We start from the raw sequence: 17,378 nt of genomic DNA, 5'->3' as shown, positions 1-17,378 counted from the left end.
GATAAAAAAACACGAATGTCTGTGTTCAGTTTAAAAACGGCGAACGCGTATTCCATGTGATTGAACATACAGCAGAAGCGCTTGATGCCTGGCTTACTGAGTTACACCAGAAGGTAAAAGGTAGAATCGCCATAGCTCTCGAGCTGAAGAAGGGCCCCGTGGTATATGCTCTTCAAAAATATCCCTTTATCACTGTTTTCCCTGTCCACGCTTTGTCCCTGGCTCGTTACCGGCAAGCCTTCTCGCCCAGCGGCGCTAAAGATGACCCGCAGGATGCAGAGCTGGCATTAGAGTTAATGCTGCGTTATCCCCAAAAGATAAAAGCTATTGAACCCGACAATGCGGATATCCGGTTACTCCAGCAACTGGTTGAGCAGCGTCGTCAGTTGGTTGAAGATACACGCCGTTTTGTGAACCGGATAATCAACACGCTTAAACAGTATTATCCTCAGCCCCTGGAGTGGTTCTCACATCGGGGTAGCTTACTGTTGTGTGAACTGATTATACGATGGCCCAGTCTGCAACAACTTAAACGAGCCAGGCGCGAGACGATCCGCAACTTTCTGAATGCCAAAGGCGGTCGCGCAATGGCCCTTACCGAGCAGCGTGTTGTAAGTATTGATAACGCGATCCCATTGACGACAGACTCGAGTGTTATAGAGGCTAATGCTTTGATGGCAACAGCACTGGCGACACAAATTAAAGTCGTGAGTGAAATCATAAAAACCTATGACGAACGAATCGAAGCGCTGTTTGACACATTGCCAGATGCGGGGCTGTTCAAATCACTTCCAGGCATGGGGCCGTGTATGGGCCCAAGAATGCTTGCTGCACTTGGTGATAACCGTGACCGGTTTAATAGCGCTGAAGAAATTCAAAACTACGCAGGTATTGCACCGGTGACAGAAAGAAGTGGCCAGAAATGCTGGGTTCACTGGAGATGGCAGTATGCCAAGTTCGTCAGGCAGACCTTCGTTGAATGGGCTGCCAAAACGGTTAACTCATCATACTGGGCCAGACTTTATTATCAGGGACTGCGAGAAAAAGGAAAATCTCACCAGTCTGCAATCCGGGCTCTGGCATTCAAATGGATAAGGATCATTTACCGCTGCTGGAAGACCAGAACCCAGTACGATGAAGCGAAGTATTTGCTGGCTCTCGAAGCGCGACACTCGCCCTTACTGAAGCCATAAAAAGCTTGTCGAATGTCTCAGGGCGTGAAGCAGACGTTTGTACTTTTGCCCTCCCCATAGACTGACAACATAATGGCGGCATTTCATTCTTGCTAATGATCATTTGCCCGTTTTTTTGCATTTATTTTTTATCTTTCCTACCGCATCCATACATATGAACTATTTTTCAAGTGTTTATTAAAGTATTCATATCCATCTTTGTTGCTGGCAACATGCAAACTTTCATTATTTTGTAATATCAAAATAATCGAAACCGACTAAAAATAAACCCTCACGAATTTTGTATGGGTTGATGTTTATGCTTATAGAGTTTTTTTCGGACCAATCAACCCAAGTATTATCATTACTTTGATGCCAGATTCTAATGCTATGGTTAAAGTTAGTGTTGTTAAATGTTGAGAAGTAATGCTTAAATAAATCCTTCTTGTTTTTGAATAGATCTTCAATTGCTGTCCGTTCTGAATTTACATCAATTAGGCTAGTGTTTTTCCCATAATCAATTAGACCATCTCGCATTACTTTGCTCTTAATTATTGACTCTTTTATTTCACGTGATAAGTGATATGAGAAATCAATAATTTCATGGCTATGCTTGTTAAATTCATTGTCGCAATAATGCGCTGTTGCAATATTAATTGCAACAGCGATATCCATTGTAGAAAAGTGATAGTCACCAGGTTGGAAAAGTGAATTTATTATCCCTCTAAACTCTCTGGCATCAATCAAATCGAGCGGCCTATAACGTTCTCGTAGTTTTTTATCATTAACACTGGTTAGAATCCCAATAATATTTTTTTGATATAAATAATGAGAGAGTTTCCTCTTGAATATGTAGTGGAACGGAGATGTAATTGATTCAAATATTTTAAGGATGTCATTTAAAATCACTTTGGCTACCTGGGATGTTTAGATTAGGCACATGCAATACCCATATCAAACTATTACAAAAAATATAAGTTGCATCAGGAGTTGATATGCAAAAGGATTTTTTAAATAAAATATTGTAATTTTTGAGAAAATATGCCTTGTACCAACTTCTGGCACAGGACTGCTGTTGCAGCCCTGACAACCTTAGACTTCAATCGACTCAGAGATCTCTCACGCATCGTCGACTTCAATGCCCAGATATCGCACTGTGCTTTCCAGTTTCTTATGACCTAACAGAAGTTGGATGACCTGGAGATTCTTGGTCTTCTTGTATAATCAGGTAAGGTTTTGTTCTTCTCATGGAATGTGTGCTGTACAGCGAATCTTCGAGACCAAACTTTCCTACCCATCCATGAAAAATACGGTTGTATTGCCGGGTTGAAATGTGTTGGCAAGAACCGACCCTAGATTGGAACAAGTAGTCTTTACTGTGCAGATTGCCCAGCTTTATTAGCGCTGCAACTGCTTCTCTTGTCCCTTTGGTTATCTCAAATTGGACGGGGCTACCAGTTTTCTGTTGTAACACCGTTGCTCTGCTCGAAACAGAACTGCCATATGCAACATCTGATACTTTGAGTTTTACCAGATCACAGCCCCTGAGTTTACTGTCTAGGGCCATGTTTAACAGGGCTAAATCGCGCGTTTTGCCTTCCAATTCAAGTCTAATTCGAATCCCCCAGATATGAGATATCTGAAGCGGTCTTTTTTGTCCGATGATACGGTCTTTGCTCCACGGTGACGTGTTCATGCTCAAATCTCCTGCAATGTGGGAGGTTTAAGTATGATTGTCCCTAATGAGCGAGGAGCGTACATGAACACTTCGTATCACTAGACGACATCGTACTCGTCAGTCTCACTTCAACAGCAGTCGTATTCCCAAAAAGGCCATAACGCCTCCGCTTAGTTTATCTATAAACTTACGGTATTTAATGTAAGCCTGACGTGGCCCGTCAGTTGATAATAAGCACGCAACGACTGCATACCAGAGCACATCAATAACGAATGCCATTGTGGGCAGGATGATGTACATAGCAGGCTGAATATTTTTGCTAAGCGCTGCGGAAAAAATACTGGCAAATACCAGCGCAGTATGGGGATTGCTGATTTGCGTAAAAACGCCAGTCATAAAAGCTTTTGAGACGCTTACTTCCTCTGTACCGGCAGAATCATTAAAACGATTTGAAGGGCGACGAAACATTTTCAACGCCAGCCATAAAAGATAGCAACCGCCTGCAACCTTAAGTCCTGTGTAAAGTGATGGGACCAGAGTCAGCAGGGTGTGAAGACCTGCTAACGCTATGGCAGCAAAAACAGACGCACCAAAACCCATACCTGCAGCAACAGATAAAGCCGCCCGTCTCGAACTGGACATGGCCATTCGGGCGACGAGAAGAAAGCTAACTCCCGGGCTCATTGCACCAAACAGGATAGCTACGCCAATAGCAGAAACCGCGATCAAATCACTTGTCATCCATCTTCTCCATCATTAATTAGTGTCAGACAGCTCCCTCATTGCTCGAACCGCACACCCTATGAACTTCTCCCAGTTAACAACATAACACTATGCCAACAACGTCCGCTGTTGGCACACAGCAGACAAACACGTGACGCTGAGGGTCTGCTGAGAGCGAGTAGCGGAAGTCCGCAATCGTTCTCACAGATGTTGGCGGATAAACCCATAGCAAATAATATGTATTATCGCTTAATTGGCCACAGGCATACCAATGTATGTGTGTGAATGGTCAGTTTCGTTTTTCTAAGTCGGCTAATGCATATCTTCCGCGTTCTGCTACTGATGGCGACCTATCAGAAGCCAATATATTTGCCAGATTGAATGCTTCATCACCGATGTTATTCAATTCTTTTATGAGCATTTCGCCAGCTATACGCCGAACCATTGGTGAGCGGTCGGTTGTTGCCATTCTCAAAGTATCAATAAAGGGGCGAGTTGTAGGTATTATTCGTTCTTTTAAAGCAGGGATGCGTCGCTGTATGCCGTATATTTTGTCAATCCAGTGCCATGTCAGCCCTTCAGCCCAAACAAATTTACTTTCAAACTGGCAACGATACGCTTTGGCTCGCAGGGAGGGTTGAATTGATTTTTCTGAAATCTCAGCTAAAAATTTATCCAGAGCTGTTGTGCGTCCTGCCTGCGAAAATATAGTAGCAACAGGCCCTGAAGAGGATGTTAGAAGCCGTTTTTTTAAAGCATTAATTACTTTCTCCATCATAACCACTTTCATGAGTACCTCTTTCTCGATATCTTCCATTCTCCCCCAGGAATCCCAGTAGGGAAGAGTTATAAATAAGACATCAACAATAAACTCAGGGTCAGATTCTTCAGCAACCAATGGCAAAGCATCACGCGCTGCAGCTCTTACCTGCGGAACCCAGTCATTTAGCTTCCGAACAACTAAAGCTAATAAAAAACTATTTGGTGCACCACCAGATAGTGTCCTTAGCGCTCTTTCGCGTCTGAAACCATCAGCGCTACATATGTCCATCCATCTGAGTGATCCAACTTGCTGGAAATCATTATCACTTTGCTTCTGACTATACTGTCGAAGTGAATAGAAAATCTCTGCTCGAATTAATCGTTCCCATTCATCGAGGCCTTTTAAGGATAGCTTTGAGGTGGCATTGATGAATTTTGATATGTCAGGTCTTATCCTTTGATATAGGATATCGAAAGTGAGTGATTTTTTAATAGATGCAATGATTTCTTGCTGAAGGCTATCCTGCTGCAACATGAGCCAGCTTCCTTTATAAAATTTTATAGGCTTACATTTCTTTTAAAGTGACAAAGAGCTAAAGTCAAGAATCATTTATCTATCAGATTTTTATTTATATATGGTTCCCCGATTTAAAGGGGGTGAAATGCGCAAAATAATAGACTACGCAAGAAAAGTCAGTCTTGAACTTAAAGACAATGCGTCCACTGTTGGCACGCAGCAGACAAACACGTGACGCTGAAGGTCTGCTATGAGCGAGGGCCTGATATCGTGCCCAAAAAGGTAGGAAAGTCATTTACCCAACACGAATCTGACTTCACTATGCAACTTGTTAAGGACATGATCATTGCTAAGAATTTTGATTAACCATTTTGTTTGAGTGGATATGCAAGTCATTACTTGTTATAACTCTTTGAGATCAGGCTAAAATGTAAAAGGTCAGAAAGGATGAACAATACTAATTGGACTTGGGAAACACATTTCAATATAGACAGCTCAGTACTTCTTAAAATTGTGGTGGTAGTACTTATTTTAGTTTGGGGTTGTGCTGAGCTGCGGAAAAGAAGGAAAAAAAAAACCAAATTTAGAAGCTTCAATCTCAAAAGCCAACGCCAGAGAACGCCACGAATGGCGCTATATAAGATATCCATTTAAGGTGCTACAGATTGCATTCACTCTGTATATTTTATGGTCAGTCATTCACCACCTTTTAACATAAATCCTAAACTATTTTTCATCATAGACTTAATCCTATGGCTGATAACTTTTGATTTACTCTGTCCGCTTCTGAAAAAGAGTCGAGCACACCTTTTCCAACCCTTTGATATATTCTCAGCTTTAGTAAAATTGCTCTGCAGCCCTAGAAAGACCACCGGCAGCTATGGGCGAGGAGCGGACAAGATAATAGTTAAAAGAGAAGCAAAGTTAGATACAATAATCAGTAGGTTATATTTTTAATTAACACATAGCAGGTCTTTCGATTGGATGAAAACAATATTAGCAGCACTGGCAAATGGGAATGCCAAAGATAGGCTGGCTGTTATCGCCGATATAGCAACCCTTGCGGGCGTATCAGTAGCAACGGTCACTGCTGAGGTTTTAACCTTAGTCGTTGGGACTGGCAAGTTGAATGTAGAAAATTTTTTTGGAGCGACAATTTTATCCCTTATTGGACTAGCTGTAGGTTGCTGTTTGGTAGCCGGATTCATCTGGGTTGTAGTTCAATTGTCGAAACCGTGGGGAGCGCCACGCGAAGTTCAGAGCTTAGTAATGTGTGCTGTCTGGCTTATGTTCATCATTATTGTATTATTTGCAGTTATGTTTTTTACAGCCTAATCTCCTCTTTCAGGATTTTATTATAAAGCGACTTAACGCATATCAATGCTATTTATGTCCGCTCCTCGCACATAGTGGACAGAAGCGACTGTCAGGTCTGTTATGAGTGGAATCGGATGTATTAGTCCAACCAGTTGTTCGTTATGCTTTTTTTCATCAACTTTTATTAGCTATCTTAATGATGCTTTTTGATAAAGTGAGACTTCGACCGTGCCTTATAAACTAAACAAACTACTTAGCAGAATGTTCTTTAAATTGATTTTGCTTTGTTTGGCTCTGACATTCATAAACATGATTTCATTTAAAAACATTAAGTTTATGACCGTAATACAACCAGTATTCATAACATTAGCTGTTATGTGGGTGTCAGTTCCGTTAGCAATATCTGTTGCAATTTTATATCCAAGGGCTTGCAAACATTTCAAGATGAAAAGTTGGCGTTTGGTAGTGGAAATAAGGAGGTACTATAACCTCACGCCAATTAATAGATTTGTTTTATATGTTGGCTCTTTGGCATTTATGGTTTCTTTACTCAGCCAGTTTTTATTCGGTGGCGATTCTTTCTTCCTAACAGGATTCGCTTTTGTAGTAATGAGTGCTTCTTTTGCAATTGATATATATAATCGCTCCGTTTATATCTTTAAAAAAATATGGTCAGGTTTATTAGGAAAGACCATAATCACGTTGTTAGCAGCACTGTCATTTGTCATTACCAATTATTTAGCTCGACGTTGGATTTATATCACTACAGATCTCGACCCTAAATTCTTCAGTGACTTTACTAATGTAGTTAGCATTTTCTTCACTCCGTTTGCTTATCTAATTCTCGTGGGGATTTTTTCATTGGTGATCGTCATTCCTGAATTCATTGGAATAGCTTTGATGTCTTTGCTCACTCCCATTAAGGAAAATTTCCTAAGAAATAAATTCATAAGGCTGGCGAACTTATCAGTGAGAATGAGAACAGGAAAGCGAATTGAAAAGCTTACTTCATCAGAACTGGTTTTATTAAACTCTAGGGTTCTTTTTTTTAGAGTTTTTTCATCACCTATTTTCGTCTGCCTTATTTTTTATACGTTCTCATGGGCAAGCAACATCACGGGCTCCTTTTGGGATACAACCGCAAGGTTAGGTTTAGTTAATTATTATTATCATGCCGAAGGGACCAGTCCTATATCTAAAATGAGGCATTACAACTATGATGGAGAAAAGCTTTCCACAGCTATATTTAGCGGAGGTAGATGGGAGTTTTTCTCTTTCAATAATAAATAATAATTCATCAATCGTAATTACTGTTAAAATATAATCTCATTGGATTGAAAGAGCATACTCCATGAAACCAACCATTCATGGAGTTCCAACATTTCTAAAGATAAGATGTTCCAAGTATTATTACTCGCTCTCATCCCTACGTTCCCCATTGATTACCAATCAGAGTTTTTGTAATGTCCGCTCCTGGCACACAGCAGCCCCAAAAGGGATTTCAATGGGCTGCTATGAGCGAAGACCGTACTAACTAAATCGTGGTTATGAGGAACTTAAATTTTATAAAAGGCCTCAGATAATCCCAACTTTTACAAAGGGACTTCCGTGGCTGCGTGTTTTTTTGATTAGTTTTCCCACATACAAATCTCTGACTTCTTTAGCTGCAATTCGTCCAACGAATTCAAAGCGATTAGTATCAGTAGTAATGGTCAAATCACGCGTAAAGTATTGCTGAGAGCCGGCCTTCACCCAGCACTGTATTTCGTAGACTTCCATAATGAGCCCCCCATAAGTTGAGTAAGCAAATTTAAGTCTGTCGTCTTTAGGAACGTTTGCCCAAATGCCACGTGTGGACTCATATAATTCAAGTGAGCTCATACCAGACTTATATGTACTGTTAAGAAGAAAAGCGAGCCCGGCATGCTCATGAGCAATTTCCGTCTCTTCTTTAAGTAGCAAGTGTTGTAGCTCATCAAGCGTAATACGCCCCATCAGAGAGCTGCTTCCCCGGACTTTGTTAGTAAGTTCTCCGACACCTAAGAGATCAATACACGTTGCCTCAACAAGTTTGGCCGTTGACTCATCCATGCCATGGCGAAGAATATCGATACCCAGCCTCTTAAGTTCTAAAAGTGCTTTAATCCGCTGAGATTTCGGAGAGTCATCGAGACGTTTTATATGATCAAGACAGCGATCTGACTTGCCTTTTCCAATGTAAAAAGGCTTCCTGAACTCATCTTCCATGTCATAAAAGGCATAGACGTAGTACTTAGCCAAATCCAAAGATTTTGTATATTTTGATAAATCCCTCACTGCTTTGCTTCCTTAGCCGCTGATGTATGTAATTTATTTTATTATCGGCATAACATAATAGAACTTAAGTTTTAGAAGTGCAGGTGACATGATTACCATTCATTCGCGAGCTATAATGATAGTAACATCCGCCTCAGGCACATAGCGTCGGCAAGAGGCACTCAATGATTGCTACAAGCAAAGAGCAGACATTAATTGCCTGCTCAATGAAGGGTCTATTAGCATCAGTGTTGCAACTGAATTAAAAACACCTCCAGACCATCCTGTGTTGAATGAGTCGTCTGCGACAGGTATGCCAGCCAGCCCTCTGCATATTTCATGAGGATAAATAGAGGGAAGGCTGTGCTCAGGATTACACTGTCTTCCCGATGTATTGCGGTGCAGGCAGAGCAAAGCGGTTTTTCAGGACATGGGCAATATCGTCTTCCGTCAGTTGCTGCTTTTCTACGCCCTCTGCTGTGATCGTCTTCAGCACATTCCCTAGCAAAATCAGCCGACCCTCGGGGACGTGCTGCACGATCAGTAACTTCTGCACAAAGATGGCATCAGGATGGGTGGAGTTGAGGTAGTTGGCCGGGACGAAATCAATCCACTCCTGGGGTGACAGATCAAAACTGTATTGATTGGCCCATTCGCCCTCCACCTTCGCTTGTAGCAGGTACTCGTTATTACCGTCACGGATAAGTCGGAAAGTGTCGAAATCCTGTTCGATGTCGGTATCTGGCATGTCTATGGCGATCGGTGCGCGAATACCGTAGCTGCCGAACCCTAGATCGCAAAGCCACAGGCGGTCATCGACTTCAGCAATTAATGCCATATGCGTTTTCGGTCGGCGTGCCGGGTAGAACATCGGACGAGCTGCAACGAAACGGTAGGTAATACCTAAAGCGCCCAACGCCATTGCAAATAGCCCATTGACCTCATAGCAGTATCCACCACGACCTCGTTGTAACAGCTTGTCTGCAATGTCTTCGGGTACCAGGGAGACGACTTTGCCAGCCTGTACATCCAGATTCTCGAAGGGTACCGAAAAGAGTTGATGACGCATGAGCGCGTGCAGCGTGGCGGTATCGGCGGCTGCATGCCCGGTGTAGTTTATACGACGGAAATAAGTCGAAAGGTCGAAGTTGTCGCTATGCATAATGCCTCCTTGATTGCTCGGGTTCGGCACTACTATAGAAGGGCCGCATCATTGTCTGTATAGTCAGATTTATCGAAAATCAGACTGTACAGTTCGCAATGCCCGTCCCACGTCTGTTGTCCCCACATTACCGCCGGATTGCTGAAATGCTGCGCCTTACCCTTGCATCAGGTGTATTGCGAGCCGGCGACAGGATGATCTCCGCGCGTAAACTGGCCGAACGCGAGCAAGTTAGCCTCCCAACGGCACTGGAAGCACTCCGTTGTCTTGAGGCCGAAGGCCTGATTGTTGCGCGTCCGCGTTCTGGCTACTTCGTTTGCCAGATAAACACACCTCAGAACATGCAGTCTTCCCATCATTTACCTGGCCCGGTCCCCGTGACAATGTCAGCAGTAGCCCGTTCGCTATTCAGCAGCGCAGAAGCCCGTCTGGTGCCGCTTGGCGCAGCGCTGCCCGATCCCCTATGGCTGCCAACAGATACGCTACAGCGGGCGTTGCAGACTGCAAGCCGTCGTCTGGACGCACACGGTCAGAGCTACAGCCTGCCGCCGGGAAGGGCAGACCTGCGCAGAAATATAGCCGTACGCGCTGCACAGTGGGGTGCCCGTTTTGGTCCGGATGATCTCGTCATTACGGCTGGCGCGACGCAGGCACTGCGTCTGGCTCTGCGGGCTGTATGTCAGCCTGGTGATGTAGTGGCCATTGAGCAACCCGCCTACTTCGGTACGCTCCTGCTGCTGGAGGACCTAGGCCTCAAGGCATTGCAAATCCCCACAGATCCCGCTGAAGGCTTGTTGCTGGCACCTCTGGGTGAAGCTATTCAGCGCCACCGTCCCGCAGCCGTGCTGGCTTCGCCCACGGTGCAAAACCCACTCGGTGCCAGTATGCCCGTCACCCGCAAGCAGGAACTTGTTGCGCTGATTGAACGTGCAGGCATCCCTTTAATTGAGGACGATGTATATGGTGACCTGGCCGGTGAGGGGCAGCGTCCTCCGGCCTGCAAGGCCTTCGACCAGAGCGGGAGTGTGATTTACTGCAGTTCATTATCCAAAACCCTTGCCCCGGGCTGGAGAATCGGTTGGATTGCGGCAGGACGCTACCACACGCAGGTATTGCAGGCCCGCATGGCCGGGGATTGGGCAGGCGCACCGCTGCTTGAAGCAGCCGCGAGCGATATACTGGCAAGTGGAGACTACGAGCGTCATCTGCGGCGCCTGAAGCTCCGGGTCACGGAGGGAGTACACGCCGTTATCGCCCGGGTCAACGCAAGCTTCCCTCCGGGCACTCGTGTTGCCGTGCCGACAGCCGGTTTCTTGTTGTGGATAGAACTTCCGCATCCGCTGAATGCATTGGTGGTACATCGTCGCGCGCTGGCGCTGGGCATTGGTGTCAGTCCTGGCCTCCTGTTTTCCCCGGGGGCGGAATTTCAGAACTTCCTGCGGTTAAATTGTGCGAATGAACCCTCGCCCACCTTGCTCAATGCAGTGGAACAGATCGGTGCGCTTTGTCATGAACTGGCTGGTCAGCGCGAATGACTCATACATGCCTAAGTCCACACTAATCCCTCTGCTAAAGGTAAGCACGCACGTTTGAGATATCCGGTAGGAGATCAGGATGCTTACCGCCCCCCTTACTCCCCTACTTTGCTGATTTGATAATAGCCGTTCTGTTTATACGCCTCTCACTCAATAAGGCGAAAATCCCGGCTGCGGCCACGATTGACGCACCGGCCAGCGTGGAAGATGACGGAAAACTGTCGAGGAACAGAAAACCAAGCATCATCGACCAGACCATCGTGGTGTAATCAAAAGGCGCCAGCAGCGACGCATCGGCGTAACGCAGGCTCAGCGTAATCAGGATCTGTGCCATTCCGCCAAAAAAGCCGCAACCGATGAGCAGTAAAAGCTGCAAGGTGGTCGGGATTTTCCAGCCGAAGAAAATCGTCGCCAGACCAATCAGCATGGTCATCAGCGAGAAGTAGAAAACGATCGCGCCCGGTCTTTCGATGCCATTTAAAAAACGGATTTGCACCGAAGATACTGCCGTACACATCGCCGCCAGCAGCGCCAGAATCACGCCCAGCCCCGCCGAAACCTGCTTAAAACTGCCCGACAGCAGCGAACCGCTGTCTGTCAGATGCGCCCACAGCATGACGATAATGCCGGTAAAACCGATGCCCACCGCCAGCCAGCGGGCTGCGTGAACATTTTCACGCAGTAAAACCGCGGCCATGACCACCGTAAATAGCGGCGCGGCGTAGCTTATCGCCGTGGCATCCGCCAGCGAGATATACACTAACGCCAGATAGTTAAAAAACATTCCCCCCGTGCCGGAAAAGCCGCGAATTAAATGGCCGGATATATTCTTCGTTTTAATTTGGGGGAAAACAGGGCCCTGCAATTTGAGCCAGATCAGCAGCGGGAATAAGGCAACGAAAGAGCGAAAAAATATCACTTCTCCGGTAGGTATATTTCCGCCCAGCCCTTTCACGCAGGCCAGCATTAATGTGGCACACAGGGCTGATAATATTTTTAGCGAAATGCCCATTCTGGCGTTCATTATTAACCTTCGTTCCTGGTGAGCAGCGGGATGAATCTGTCCGCTATTCTGGCAGAGCCGCCTTTTTCCCGGTCATACAAAAAGCGTATCGCCATACAGGGTTTACTTCTTATACAACGCCAGGGTGAGCTTATATAGTCGGGCTGACTCATAAAGAAACCGCAGCCAGTTTTGCTCACAGTGAGCCAGGGGAAGTTGTCGTCACACACTGCTAATTAAAAAATCCCGGAGAATGAATGATGAAACTGAAGTTACTGTCTTGTTCCTTGCTGGCGTTGCCACTGATGGCGGCCTTTTCCTCTGCGAAAGCGGATGTTCTTTCTGATATTCAGGCACGCGGTTCACTCAATTGTGCCGTGTATTCCGATGTGCCGCCGTTCTCGTCGCCGGATCCGAAAACGCGCCAGTTGGCGGGAATGGACGTCGATTTATGCACGGCATTAGCTAAACAGATGGGCGTAAAACTCAATCTGATGCCGACGTCTATTGAAGCGCGTATTGCAGTGATCGCCACTGGCCGCGCCGACGTGCTGATTGCCAATCTGGCGTATACCAAAACGCGCGGCCAACAGATTCAGTTCAGCGATCCGTATTACGTGGCGAAAGAAGTGCTGGTGGTGAAAAAGCCCAACGTCGATAAAACTCGTGCGGATTTTAAAGGCAAACGCATCAGCGCCACCAAAGGCACAACGTCTGAACAATCGATATATCTGGCAGGCGCAAAAGCCGTGACCTTCCAGGATGCTGCGTCGGCCTTTCTGGCGCTGGAACAGAATAAAGCGGTGGGCTTTGTGACCAACACCATGACCGCCATCAAAATGATTTCTCAGGCCGGAAAAGACGGCATTGAACTGGGGATGATCAAAGAGCCGATGGCGCTGGAGCCGATTGGCGTCGGCATGAAAAAGGACGAACCGGCATTGCTGGCGAAGGTTAACAGCAGCCTGAAAGCGATGGATGACGACGGCACCATCGATAAAATCTGGGATACCTGGATCGGGCCAAATACCGAATACAAAATGGTGCGCGAAGACAAAGTTCAGCCGCTCTCCAGCCTTAAATTCGAACCTCTGGAATAACCGATGATCACTGCGTCGCACGAGGCGCCTTCCCGCGCCTCTTTTATTCTTGCCAGTCAGGGCGACAACATCAAAATCTCCACCATCGGCAGCCGTGCATGGCTGATTGAAGCGCCGGGAGATTTCGACCTGCCCGCCCAGCGCCGCATCTGGTCACTGGCGGTCGCATTGCGCGCGCGTGATGATATCGAATCACTGATCCCCGGCGTGACCAATTTGCTGGTGCTGTTTCGCCAGACACCGGCAGATTACGACGCCACCTTTGCCCTGCTGGTGGCCGCCTGGGAACAGGCACAGGCCTTACATCCGCAAGGCAAACTGATTGAAATTCCGGTGATTTACGGCGGTGAACATGCCACCGATCTGGACGCGGTTTGCCAGCATACCGGGCTTTCGCCGCGCGAGGTCATCCGCCGCCATTCTGAGGGTTGCTACACGGTGTTTTCACTGGGCAGCGCGCCGGGTTTTGGCTATCTCCACGGGCTGGATCCGTCTCTTGCCACGCCGCGTAAAAAAGTCCCCTCGCTGAATATGCTCAAAGGCACCGTGACTATCGGCGGCGCACAGACCGGGATTTCCGCGCTGACCGGGCCAAACGGCTGGAACGCCATCGGATTCGCCGAACTGACGCTGTTTGACCCGCAGGCGGAGAATCCTGCGCTGATGGCACCGGGGGACAGCGTGCGCTTTCTGCCAGAAAGGATTGAATTGTGACTGAACCAGCCGTGATTGAAATAGTGAAAACCGGCCCGCTGAATACTGTTCAGGACGCGGGCCGCAACGGATTCCGGGATATCGGCGTGTCTGTCAGCGGCGTGATGGATCCGCTGGCGTTTCACGCGGGCAACATCATGCTGGGCAATGACGAAAACGCCGCCTGCATTGAAGTGCAGATGTTTCCGTTTAAGGTCCGGTTTCTCGCCGATACCAGCATTGCCATCACCGGCGCAGATTGCCGCACGAAGCTCGACGGTACAGATCTTCCGCCCTGGTGGGCGTGTTCCGTCCGCGCAGGGCAGGAGCTGGAAATGCAGTTCCCGCGTTACGGTGCCCGCAGCTATTTGTGCGTCGCCGGAGGCATTGACGTGCCGGTCGTTATGGGCTCGCGCAGCACCGCGCTGCGTGGTGGCTTTGGTGGTTTAGACGGACGACCGCTGGAGAAAAACGATCGCCTCGCGGCGGGTAAAACCACCGCATCTCCCCTGCCTGCGCAAGGTATGGGCATTGAGCCGCCGGAGATCGCGCTGGCAAACGTATTCCCGACCAGCACTGAGGGATGCGTGCAACTGCGGGCTATTCCCGCCGGAGAATATTCGCTGTTTGAAGCCGATCTTCCCCGCTTCTGGTCGCAGCCGTGGAAAGTGTCCCTGCACAGCAACCGCACCGGTTACCGCTTATCCGGCGCGCCGGTCACGCCCTCGAAAGTCATCGAAATGCGTTCATACGGTTTAGTCCCCGGCATCGTTCAGGTTCCGCCTGCCGGCGAGCCGATCATTCAACTGGCTGACGCCAATACTGCCGGAGGCTATCCGAAAATTGCCGGAATTATTGAAGAAGATTTATGGCGCCTGGCGCAGGTTCAGCCCGGTCAGAGTATTCAGTTGATCAAAAGCGATGCACGCGAAGCCATTGCTGTTGCGGCGCAGATCAGCCAGTGGCTCACCCGCCTGCGCGATAGCATTATGCCGGTGAAGAAAATCATGGGGGTTTAAAACGCTCTATGGATGAAACAGAAAACGGGCCAGAAAAGGCCCGTTTTTTTATGCTTCTGACTCAGACGTTATGACTTCAGCTCCGCACAAAACGCTGCTATCCGGTCGCAGCCGTCTTGCAAAACTTCCATGCTGGTCGCATACGAAATGCGGAAATACGGACTCATGCCGTAGGCCGCGCCCTGCACAGTGACGACGTGTTTTTCTTCGATCAGCGCCATCACGAAATCGGCATCGCTATTGATGTGACGCCCGCCTGCGGTGGTTTTCCCGATGCAGCCTTCAATGTTCACGAACAGATAGAACGCGCCCTGCGGTTTATGACAGCGCAGTTCATGCACGGACGTTAACCGCTCCAGCACGTAATCGCGGCGCTGGCGGTAGATTTCGGCGCGCTCTTTCAGTAAATCCTGCGGGCCGTTAAGCACCGCGACCGCCGCCGCCTGCGTGAGCGTGGTGACGCCGCCGCTGTTTTGCGTGTTCACGTTACTCATGGCTTTAATCAGATCTTGCGGACCGCCGCAAAAACCTAAACGCCAGCCGGTCATGGAATAGGCTTTCGACACGCCGTTGACCGTCAGCACGCGATCGAGCAAACGCGGTTCCACTTCGGCCAGCGTATAAAACGTCACGTCGTCATAAATCAGATGTTCGTAAATGTCATCGGTCAGGATCCACACGCCCGGATGGCGCAGCATCACCTCGCCCATCGCCTGCAATTCCTGGCGGGTTGCCACGGAACCGGTCGGATTGCTCGGGTAATTCAGCAGCAGCCACTTGGTTTTCGGCGTAATCGCCGCGTCGATGTCCTGCGGATACGGCTTGAAATTGTTCTCCTCCGGGCAGGCCACCGGCACCGGAATACCGCCCGCAAATTTGACGATATCCGCATAGCTAATCCACGACGGCGTCGGGATCACCACTTCATCGCCCGGATTAATCGTCGCCAGCATCGCGTTAAAAATAATTTGCTTCGCGCCGCCTGCGGTGAGGATCTGGCTCACGTCGTAATTCAGGTTGTTATCGCGCTGAAATTTACGCGCAATGGCCGCCCGCAGCGCCGGGGTTCCGTCGGTCGGCGGATAACGGGTATCACCGCCGAGCGCAGCGGTGTAGGCGGCTTCCGTGGCATGAGGGGGCGTCGGAAAATCCGGTTCACCGGTAGAAAGCGCAATGACGTTCACGCCTGCGGCTGCGAGGTCACGGGCCTTTTGCGTCATGGCGACGGAGGCAGAAACAGAGACATTTTTTAAGCGATCGGCGATATCAGGCATGGTCCTGGGGTTCCATTGTTTTTATCGAACGTAAAAAGACGGACAGCGATGAGGCACTTCAGGGGAAAGAGTAATGAGGAACGGACCGCGCCGACCAATAGCGCTTTGTTGTGGTGACATAACACAAAACAATGGCTGAACGCGCAAATCAGGCAATTTGCACCGGCGCAGTGCAGGCAGGGATTTTCATTATTCGGGAGGCTGCGCAAAGGCAGAAAACATCCGGCTATGCAGTGAATAAATCGGCGGGTAAATCAGAAGGAAAACCGGATATCGGACATAAATCAGCCTGTTAGTGCGTGTTGGCACTCATCTTGCTTCATACACATTACTTATAACACCACTTGTTTCCGTGATGAGGATGCCATCGTGAATCTCCGCCGCCTTAAATATTTTATCAAGATTGTCGATGTGGGTAGCCTCACTCAGGCCGCAGATATCCTGCACATTGCGCAGCCTGCGCTCAGCCAGCAACTCGCGACGCTGGAAGGCGAAGTGAATCAGCAACTGCTGATCCGCACCAAACGCGGCGTGACGCCGACCGAAGCGGGCAAGATTTTGTATATCCACGCGCAGGCCATTTTGCGCCAGTGCGATCAGGCCCAGAGCGCGATTGACGGCTCGGCGCTGGCGCTTTCGGGCAGCGTTTCTGTCGGGCTTGCGCCGGGCACCGCCGCACAGCAACTGGCATTGCCGCTGATGGAAGAAGTCCACCGGCAATATCCGGGCATCGTATTGTATTTCAATGAAAACTTCGGCACCACGCTCAGCGAGCTGATCATGAATGGCCGGATGGATATGGCGGTGATTTACGGCAACCGGGAAATTCACGGATTACGGTTTATGCCGCTGATGAAAGAAGAGTTGTATTTCGTCTGCCCGCACGCGCTGAGCAAACCGCTGAAATCCGTCAGCCTGGCGCAGGTGGCAAAGTATGACCTGTTCCTGCCGCGCATTTACAACATCATGCGAAAAGTCATCGACGACGCGTTTATCCATGAAGCTGTGACGTACCGCGTGAAGTGCGAAATCGAATCGCAAACCACCCTCAATGCCGCGCTGGCGGCAGGTTTAGGCTGCACGATCATGCCGGAATCCGCCGCCCGCGCGATGCTCAAAGCCTCGGAT

The 17,378-nt window shown here is 48.3% G+C and carries 14 protein-coding genes and 2 pseudogenes; 8 read left to right on the top strand and 8 right to left on the bottom strand.

The genetic code is table 11. From position 1 onward, the window contains the following. Positions 1–14 precede the first annotated feature (14 nt). Positions 15–1,193 (top strand): annotated as a pseudogene (locus UC14_RS19385) (IS110 family transposase); the annotation flags it as partial. A 225-nt stretch (positions 1,194–1,418) separates the two neighbouring features. Here the strand turns inward: UC14_RS19385 and UC14_RS19380 are convergent. The 4 genes and pseudogenes from UC14_RS19380 to UC14_RS19365 all read right to left on the bottom strand — a co-directional run bounded on the left by UC14_RS19380 (position 1,419) and on the right by UC14_RS19365 (position 4,870). Next, positions 1,419–2,081, bottom strand: a complete 663-nt coding sequence (locus UC14_RS19380) for a hypothetical protein (RefSeq protein WP_232829708.1) — start codon at positions 2,079–2,081, stop codon at positions 1,419–1,421. A gap of 210 nt (positions 2,082–2,291) precedes the next feature. Beyond that, positions 2,292–2,868 (bottom strand): annotated as a pseudogene (locus tag UC14_RS19375) (tyrosine-type recombinase/integrase). Between the two features lie 105 nt (positions 2,869–2,973). After that, positions 2,974–3,591 (bottom strand): LysE family translocator, encoded by a 618-nt coding sequence (locus UC14_RS19370; protein WP_112198239.1) that lies wholly within the window; start codon positions 3,589–3,591, stop codon positions 2,974–2,976. Between the two features lie 271 nt (positions 3,592–3,862). Then, the gene (locus UC14_RS19365; protein WP_013576003.1) at positions 3,863–4,870 is read right to left on the bottom strand and encodes a hypothetical protein; all 1,008 of its coding nucleotides are present in this window, start codon (positions 4,868–4,870) and stop codon (positions 3,863–3,865) included. 966 nt (positions 4,871–5,836) lie between these two features. Here UC14_RS19365 and UC14_RS19360 point away from each other — a divergent pair. Both UC14_RS19360 and UC14_RS19355 read left to right on the top strand, forming a co-directional pair. After that, the gene (locus tag UC14_RS19360; protein ID WP_013576005.1) at positions 5,837–6,187 is read left to right on the top strand and encodes a hypothetical protein; all 351 of its coding nucleotides are present in this window, start codon (positions 5,837–5,839) and stop codon (positions 6,185–6,187) included. Between the two features lie 426 nt (positions 6,188–6,613). After that, entirely contained in the window at positions 6,614–7,459 is an 846-nt protein-coding gene (locus tag UC14_RS19355) for a hypothetical protein (protein ID WP_232829707.1), read from the top strand. 285 nt (positions 7,460–7,744) lie between these two features. Here the strand turns inward: UC14_RS19355 and UC14_RS19350 are convergent, their stop codons facing one another. Then, entirely contained in the window at positions 7,745–8,485 is a 741-nt protein-coding gene (locus tag UC14_RS19350; RefSeq protein WP_013576007.1) for a hypothetical protein, read from the bottom strand. A 352-nt stretch (positions 8,486–8,837) separates the two neighbouring features. Further along, the gene (locus UC14_RS19345) at positions 8,838–9,626 is read right to left on the bottom strand and encodes an arylamine N-acetyltransferase (RefSeq protein WP_037034582.1); all 789 of its coding nucleotides are present in this window, start codon (positions 9,624–9,626) and stop codon (positions 8,838–8,840) included. A 98-nt stretch (positions 9,627–9,724) separates the two neighbouring features. On the opposite strand from UC14_RS19345, the gene UC14_RS19340 reads away from it, so the two are divergent. Next, on the top strand, positions 9,725–11,161 hold the full coding sequence (locus tag UC14_RS19340; protein ID WP_112198238.1) for a PLP-dependent aminotransferase family protein: 1,437 nt from the start codon (positions 9,725–9,727) through the stop codon (positions 11,159–11,161). Positions 11,162–11,264: 103 nt separating this feature from the next. On the opposite strand, the gene UC14_RS19335 is transcribed toward UC14_RS19340, so the two are convergent. Further along, positions 11,265–12,185 (bottom strand): DMT family transporter, encoded by a 921-nt coding sequence (locus UC14_RS19335; protein WP_112198237.1) that lies wholly within the window; start codon positions 12,183–12,185, stop codon positions 11,265–11,267. A 239-nt stretch (positions 12,186–12,424) separates the two neighbouring features. Between UC14_RS19335 and UC14_RS19330 the strand changes: the two genes are divergently transcribed. From UC14_RS19330 to UC14_RS19320, 3 genes are read left to right on the top strand one after another with little or no spacing between them, the layout of a single operon-like run. Then, a complete protein-coding gene (locus UC14_RS19330) occupies positions 12,425–13,264 on the top strand; it encodes a transporter substrate-binding domain-containing protein (protein WP_041689107.1) in 840 nt (279 codons plus the stop codon). Between the two features lie 3 nt (positions 13,265–13,267). Continuing rightward, entirely contained in the window at positions 13,268–13,978 is a 711-nt protein-coding gene (pxpB, locus tag UC14_RS19325; protein ID WP_112198236.1) for a 5-oxoprolinase subunit PxpB, read from the top strand. An 11-nt stretch (positions 13,979–13,989) separates the two neighbouring features. Next, a complete protein-coding gene (locus tag UC14_RS19320) occupies positions 13,990–14,976 on the top strand; it encodes a biotin-dependent carboxyltransferase family protein (RefSeq protein WP_198670091.1) in 987 nt (328 codons plus the stop codon). A 68-nt stretch (positions 14,977–15,044) separates the two neighbouring features. Here the strand turns inward: UC14_RS19320 and UC14_RS19315 are convergent, their stop codons facing one another. Beyond that, positions 15,045–16,250: a pyridoxal phosphate-dependent aminotransferase gene (locus UC14_RS19315; RefSeq protein ID WP_112198234.1), complete on the bottom strand. Its 1,206-nt coding sequence runs from the start codon at positions 16,248–16,250 to the stop codon at positions 15,045–15,047. 369 nt (positions 16,251–16,619) lie between these two features. On the opposite strand from UC14_RS19315, the gene nac reads away from it, so the two are divergent. Then, the coding region (nac, locus tag UC14_RS19310) for a nitrogen assimilation transcriptional regulator NAC (protein ID WP_112198240.1) at positions 16,620–17,378 on the top strand (759 nt) is incomplete at its 3' end.

It is taken from the genome of Rahnella sp. NRRL B-41462 (assembly GCF_003263525.1).
Taxonomy (GTDB): domain Bacteria; phylum Pseudomonadota; class Gammaproteobacteria; order Enterobacterales; family Enterobacteriaceae; genus Rahnella; species Rahnella aceris.
This window is presented reverse-complemented; position numbering and strand designations above follow the sequence as displayed.